Here is a 6,158-nt window from a genome sequence, read left to right on the forward strand (position 1 = left end):
GTCAGGCGGCGAGAGCCAGCGGGCCGGAGGGGCGGGCGCCCGCGCGCAGCGTGCGGGTGACCCGCTCGGTGAGGTCGACGAGACCGAGACCGAGAGCGCCACCGACGGCCTCGAGCATCTCGGAGCTGGGCTCCTTGCGGCCGCGCTCGATCTCGGAGAGGTATTGCGTCGAGACGCCGGCGTCGCCGGCGACGTCGGCGAGCGTACGCTCCTGGCGGGACCGCTCCTCGCGGATCACCTGGCCCGCTGCCTCACGCCACAACGGCGCCGGCTTGTCCTCGTCCGGCAGCGGATGGCCGGGAAACCTGATCAATTCGCCCATGACCTCACCTTAGCGCTGCGCGGATGGGCCGAGCGGGCCGTTCGCCCGGGGCGAACAGACCTCCTACCAGGAGTTATATCGGTCGAACGATAGATGGCCAGGACTTGCCAGCGAGGCTCGACACTCCGATAGTGGTCGCACAGTTTCGATCTTTGTGGGTCTACTGTGCACGACCAGAGAACTTGTCGAGTCGTTGGTATCACGGGGGAATCGTGTCGCACCGCAAGCAGATGGCCTTGGCTGGAATGGCTACAGGGTTGGCCATGACGAGCATCGGGATCGGTGGGTTGATCGTCGGGAACGCCGGAGCCGAGGAGCCAGGGCACAGCTACGCCACGGACGAGTCCGGGGTCAGCCTGATCTCACCGGTCTCGCCGGTGGGGCCGCTGGAGAAGTCGTCCTCGACGCCGTCGCAGAGCGGGCCGTTCAGCCGCGCTCCCGGAAGCGAGGCGCCGGAGACGCCGGAGACGGCCGGGCCGGTTCCGGCGAGCCCACGTTCGATCGAGGAGTCGGCGCCGGGCTCGATGTCCCCGGTCCCGGCACGCCCCACTCAGATTCCGTCGGAGCCCAGGCCGACGGGTAGCCCGGACGGCCCCGTCGAGTCGCCGAGTGCGCCCGGTGAGTCGCCCAGCGAGCCCAGCCAGTCGCCGAGCCAGCCGACCGAGTCGCCGAGCCAGCCGACCGAGTCGCCCAGCGAGCCGACCGAGTCGCCGAGCGAGTCGGACACCGGCGAGCCCGAGCCCTCAGGCACGCCCACTGATTGATCTCGGCTCTTGGTGCCGGTCGCGATGCCCCGGGGAGGGTAACGCTCGGGGCCTCGCTGTCCTACGCTGTGCGCCACACCACGCGCGGGGCGGGTACAGGGAGTCGAGTTGCACATCAAGCACGTCGCCATGGCGGGCATCCTGACCGGCGCGGTCATGACCGGTCTCGGGGCAGTCGTCCTCGTCGCCGGTCTGGCAGGCGGCGAGCGCCCTGATCGTGACCCGCTCACCGGGTACGAGGGCGTCGAGGACACCTACCCCGATGTGGATCGGCTGCCGCCGGTCCCAGCCGCGGAGCTGTCCGAGGAGCCGTCCGTCGGCGCGCCCACGCGTCCGGGTGGTGCCGCCGAGGATCGCCACGGCACGAGCGACCATCCCGGCGAGCCCAGCCCGACGGCGACGGCTGCGGACTCGAACCGTCCGAAGGCTCCGCGCGTGCCGGCCGAGCCCGGTCAGACCGCTGGCACGACGCCGACCTCGAGTCCCACGCACACCTCCGAACCGGAGCCGACCGTCGAGCCCACCAGTTCCGCGGAGCCGACCGCGGAGCCGACGCCGACCGAGACGCCGACTCCCAGCGAGGAGCCGCAGTCTGAGTCGTTCGCCCGGTCCTAGCCGTCCGGGTCAGGATCACCATCCCCGTGCGCGCCACTCCGCCAGGTGGGGCCGCTCCGCGCCGAGCGTGGAATCGTCGCCGTGGCCCGGGTAGAACCAGGTGTCGTCGGGCAGAGCTGCGAAGATCCGCTCCTCGACATCGTCGAGCAGTTGGGCGAAACGTACGGGATCCTGCTGGGTGTTACCGACGCCTCCGGGGAAGAGGCTGTCACCCGTCCACAGGTGAGGCGTGCCCTCGGGGTCGTGGTAGGCGAGCGCGACCGACCCGGGCGTGTGGCCGCGCAGCGCGATCACCTCGAGGTCGCAGCGGCCGACGGTGACGGTGTCGCCGTGGGAGAGGGTGCGGGAGACGGGTACGCCGGTGGCCTCCGTGATCGCTGCGGCATCGGGCTCTCCGGCCAGGACGGCGGCGCCGGTCGCGGCGATGACGTCCGCCAGGGCTCGATGGTGGTCCAAGTGCTGGTGGGTGGTGACGACGGTGGCCAGCTCCTCCCCGATGAGGGGGAGCAGGGTCTCGGGCTCGGCCGCGGCGTCGATCAGGAGCTGCTCGCCGGTGGAGCGGCAGCGCAGCAGGTAGCAGTTGTTGGACATCTGCTCGTCGACGGCCACCTTCGTGACGGTCAGGCCTTCGAGTTCGCGCATGTCGGCCGGGCCGCCCGGTTTCACGGCGCCTGTATAAGTGGAAGGGACATCGCTCATGCCCCCATGCAAGCACGTCTGCCGCTGCGGCAAGCAAAATTGTCGGTGCTCCGTGAGAGGGTGCAATCTGGAGTCTTCTTGGCGTCGTATGATGCGAACATCAGTTCGACGCGGTAGCGCGATGCGATAGCACTGAACGAGGAAAGAACGTGGCGGAGCAGCAACTGATCATCCGGGGAGCCCGGGAGCACAACCTCAAGGACGTCTCCCTTGACCTGCCCAGGGACTCGATGATCGTGTTCACCGGCCTGTCCGGGAGTGGCAAGTCGAGCCTTGCGTTCGACACCATCTTCGCGGAGGGACAGCGTCGCTACGTCGAGTCGCTTTCTGCGTACGCCCGACAGTTCCTCGGCCAGATGGACAAGCCCGACGTCGACTTCATCGAGGGGCTCTCCCCGGCGGTCTCGATCGACCAGAAGTCGACCTCGAAGAACCCACGCTCGACGGTCGGCACCATCACCGAGGTCTACGACTACCTGCGACTGCTCTACGCCCGCGCCGGCCGTCCGCACTGCCCGACCTGCGGCGCGCCGATCGAGCGGCAGACGCCGCAGCAGATCGTGGACCACGTGCTCACCCTGGAGGAGGGGCGCCGTTTCCAGGTGCTCAGCCCGGTGATCCGGGCGCGCAAGGGGGAGTACGTCGAGCTGTTCAGCCAGCTGCAGCAGCAGGGCTACTCCCGCGTGCGGGTGGACGGGGAGACCCATCAGCTCGACGCTGTGACCAGTCCTGGGGGCCTCAAGCTGGAGAAGCAGAAGAAGCACACCATCGAGGTGGTCATCGACCGGCTCGCGGTCAAGGAGTCCTCCAAGCGACGACTGACCGACTCGGTCGAGACCGCGCTCGAGCTGGCCGGCGGTCTGGTCGTCTTCGACTTCGTCGACACAGGCGAGCAGATGAAGTTCTCCGAGCGGATGTCGTGCCCCAACGACCACCTGCTCGACACCGACGAGCTCGAGCCGAGATCGTTCTCGTTCAACTCGCCGTTCGGCGCCTGCCCGGCCTGCACGGGTCTGGGCACCAGGATGGAGGTCGACCCCGAGCTGGTCGTCCCCAACCCGGCCGCCACCCTCGCCGAGGGCGCCCTGCAGCCCTGGTCCCAGGCCCACGTCGCCGACTACTTCCTCCGCCTCCTGGAGGCTCTCGGCGGTGAGCTCGGCTTCGACCTCGACACCCCGTGGGACGCGATCCCGGCCGCCGGGCAGAAGGCGATCCTCGACGGTCACGGTCGCAAGGTGCACGTGACCTCGGTCAACCGCTACGGCCGCCGCCGCTCCTACGACGCGGAGTTCGAAGGCGTACGCCGATGGGTCGAGCGCCGCCACAAGGAGGCGGAGTCCGACACCACCCGTGAGCGCTTCGAGGGCTACATGCGCCAGGTGCCGTGCCCGACCTGCAAGGGCACCCGGCTCAAGCCCGTCTCCACCTCGGTGACGCTGGGAGAGCGGAGCGAGGGCGGACTCAACATCGCCGAGCTCTGCGCGATGCCGATCAACGAGGCCGCCGACTGGCTCGACCAGGTCGAGCTCAGCGGCCGGGAGCGGCAGATCGCCGAGCAGGTTCTCAAGGAGATCCAGGCGCGGCTCCGCTTCCTCCTCGACGTCGGCCTCGACTACCTCTCCCTGGAGCGGCCCTCGGGGTCGCTCTCCGGTGGTGAGGCCCAGCGGATCCGGCTGGCGACCCAGATCGGCTCCGGACTGGTCGGCGTCCTCTACGTGCTGGACGAGCCTTCCATCGGCCTCCACCAGCGCGACAACCATCGCCTGATCGAGACCCTCGAACGGCTCAAGCGTCTCGGCAACACCTTGATCGTGGTCGAGCACGACGAGGACACCATCAAGGTCGCCGACTGGGTCGTCGACATCGGCCCCGGCGCGGGCGAGCACGGCGGCCAGGTGATCCACTCCGGCACGGTCGAGGACCTGCTCGCCAACGAGCAGTCCCTGACCGGTCAGTATCTGGCCGGCCGTCGTGAGATCGCCGTCCCTGCCGTGCGCCGCCCGCGCACCGCCGGGCGCGAGCTGACCGTCCACGGGGCCAAGGAGAACAACCTCAAGGACGTCGACGTCACCTTCCCGTTGGGGCTCTTCCTCGCGGTCACCGGCGTCTCGGGCTCGGGCAAGTCGACGCTCGTCAACGACATCCTCTACACCGCGCTGGCCAAGGAGTTCTACCGCGCCCGGACGGTCCCGGGCCGGCACACCAAGATCTCCGGCCTGGACAACGTCGACAAGGTGATCCACGTCGACCAGTCCCCGATCGGGCGTACGCCGCGGTCCAACCCGGCCACCTACACCGGCGTCTTCGACCACATCCGCAAGCTCTTCGCCTCCACCCCGGAGGCCAAGATGCGGGGCTACCTGCAGGGTCGGTTCTCGTTCAACGTCAAGGGCGGCCGCTGCGAGGCCTGCTCGGGCGACGGCACGATCAAGATCGAGATGAACTTCCTGCCCGACGTCTACGTGCCCTGCGAGGTCTGCCACGGTGCGCGCTACAACCGCGAGACGCTCGAGGTGCACTACAAGGGCAAGTCGATCGCCGAGGTGCTCGACATGCCGATCGAGGAGGCGGTCGAGTTCTTCGCGGCCGTGCCTGCGATCGCGCGCCACATGAAGACCCTGGTCGAGGTCGGGCTGGGATACGTGCGTCTCGGACAGCCCGCGACGACCCTGTCCGGCGGCGAGGCGCAGCGCGTCAAGCTCTCTGCCGAGCTGCAGAAGCGCTCGACCGGCAAGACGCTCTATGTCCTCGACGAGCCCACCACCGGCCTCCACTTCGAGGACATCCGCAAGCTCATCGGTGTGCTCTCGTCGCTGGTCGACAAGGGCAACACGGTGCTGGTCATCGAGCACAACCTCGACGTCGTCAAGACGGCAGACTGGATCATCGACATGGGCCCGGAGGGCGGCAACCGCGGTGGCACGGTGGTCGCCGAGGGCACGCCCGAGGCTGTCGCCGCGACTCCCGGCAGCCACACCGGTGGCTTCCTCGCCCCACTGCTCGACGGCAAGGCTGCCGAGCAGCCGCCGGACAAGCCGGTGAAGGCGAAGGCGGAGCCGGTCGCGGCAGCGGCCAAGAAGTCGGCAGCCAAGAAGAAGCCGGCGGCGCGCAAGAAGGTCAGCGCGACCTGACCCGAGACCGAGAATTGCCTGAGGGTTTGTGCTCGGCGAGCGACGCGGCTCGCCGAGCGCGCCTATCCTGGGCGGTATGAGTGAATCTCGAATCACCCGGCGCAGGGTCGTCACCGGCACTGCGGTGAGCGCAGTCGGCGTTCCTCTTCTGGTCGCGTGCGGAAGCAGTGAAAGCGACTCAGGTGCCGGCTCCTCGGGTGATTCCGAGTCAGCTGGTGGCGGTCCGCTGGTCGCGACCAGCGAGGTCCCGGTCGGCGGGGGAGTGATTGTCGCCGACCGCAACCTGGTGGCCACCCAGCCCACTGAGGGCACGTTCAAGGTCTTCTCTGCCATCTGCCCCCATCGGAACTGCCCGGTCTCGAAGATCACCGGCGGCAGCATCGACTGCCCGTGCCACGGCAGCCGCTTCTCGATCGAAGACGGCTCGGTGATTCAAGGCCCGGCGACGAGTCCGCTGGAAGAGGTCGCCTTCGAGGTCGCCGACGGCGAGATCGTCCCCAGCTGACCTCGACCGTCGGATTGCTGGTCTCGATTGTGAAGCCCGTGATTCGCTTGCTGACGCTCGCTCATGCGGTGATCCCTTCCCCGGAACCATTGTCCACCGTCGCGGCTGCCTCGGCAGACTCC

General features: G+C 68.8%; 7 protein-coding genes. 3 read left to right on the forward strand and 4 right to left on the reverse strand.

Features of this window, described 5'->3' with window-relative positions; all coding sequences use genetic code 11:
• Nucleotide 1 precedes the first annotated feature (1 nt).
• From ABZZ22_RS22645 to ABZZ22_RS22655, 3 genes are all read right to left on the reverse strand, one after another.
• Nucleotides 2-322, reverse strand: coding sequence for a helix-turn-helix transcriptional regulator (locus ABZZ22_RS22645; protein WP_354936245.1), 321 nt, complete (start codon nt 320-322; stop codon nt 2-4).
• Nucleotides 323-650: 328 nt separating this feature from the next.
• Entirely contained in the window at nt 651-872 is a 222-nt protein-coding gene (locus ABZZ22_RS22650) for a hypothetical protein (protein WP_354936248.1), read from the reverse strand.
• Nucleotides 873-1,073, reverse strand: coding sequence for a hypothetical protein (locus ABZZ22_RS22655; RefSeq protein WP_354936251.1), 201 nt, complete (start codon nt 1,071-1,073; stop codon nt 873-875).
• A gap of 121 nt (nt 1,074-1,194) precedes the next feature.
• Here ABZZ22_RS22655 and ABZZ22_RS22660 point away from each other — a divergent pair, with 121 nt between their 5' ends.
• On the forward strand, nt 1,195-1,701 hold the full coding sequence (locus ABZZ22_RS22660) for a hypothetical protein (protein ID WP_354936254.1): 507 nt from the start codon (nt 1,195-1,197) through the stop codon (nt 1,699-1,701).
• Between the two features lie 15 nt (nt 1,702-1,716).
• Here the strand turns inward: ABZZ22_RS22660 and ABZZ22_RS22665 are convergent, their stop codons facing one another.
• Nucleotides 1,717-2,400 (reverse strand): MBL fold metallo-hydrolase, encoded by a 684-nt coding sequence (locus ABZZ22_RS22665; RefSeq protein ID WP_354936257.1) that lies wholly within the window; start codon nt 2,398-2,400, stop codon nt 1,717-1,719.
• Between the two features lie 149 nt (nt 2,401-2,549).
• Here ABZZ22_RS22665 and uvrA point away from each other — a divergent pair, with 149 nt between their 5' ends.
• Nucleotides 2,550-5,531 carry an excinuclease ABC subunit UvrA gene (gene uvrA, locus ABZZ22_RS22670; protein WP_354936260.1) on the forward strand — a complete coding sequence of 994 codons (2,982 nt, stop codon included), beginning with the start codon at nt 2,550-2,552 and terminating at the stop codon, nt 5,529-5,531.
• 76 nt (nt 5,532-5,607) lie between these two features.
• Nucleotides 5,608-6,036, forward strand: a complete 429-nt coding sequence (locus tag ABZZ22_RS22675; protein ID WP_354936263.1) for a Rieske (2Fe-2S) protein — start codon at nt 5,608-5,610, stop codon at nt 6,034-6,036.
• Nucleotides 6,037-6,158 lie beyond the last annotated feature (122 nt).

The organism is Nocardioides sp. NPDC006273 (assembly GCF_040613495.1).
Taxonomy (GTDB): Bacteria; Actinomycetota; Actinomycetes; order Propionibacteriales; family Nocardioidaceae; genus Nocardioides.

Excerpts from the sequence above, each read along its gene's own strand:
- ABZZ22_RS22645 (WP_354936245.1), bottom strand. The coding sequence starts at position 322 with ATGGGCGAATTGATCAGGTTTCCCGGCCATCCGCTGCCGGACGAGGAC.
- ABZZ22_RS22665 (WP_354936257.1), bottom strand. The coding sequence starts at position 2,400 with ATGAGCGATGTCCCTTCCACTTATACAGGCGCCGTGAAACCGGGCGGC.
- ABZZ22_RS22675 (WP_354936263.1), top strand. The coding sequence starts at position 5,608 with ATGAGTGAATCTCGAATCACCCGGCGCAGGGTCGTCACCGGCACTGCG.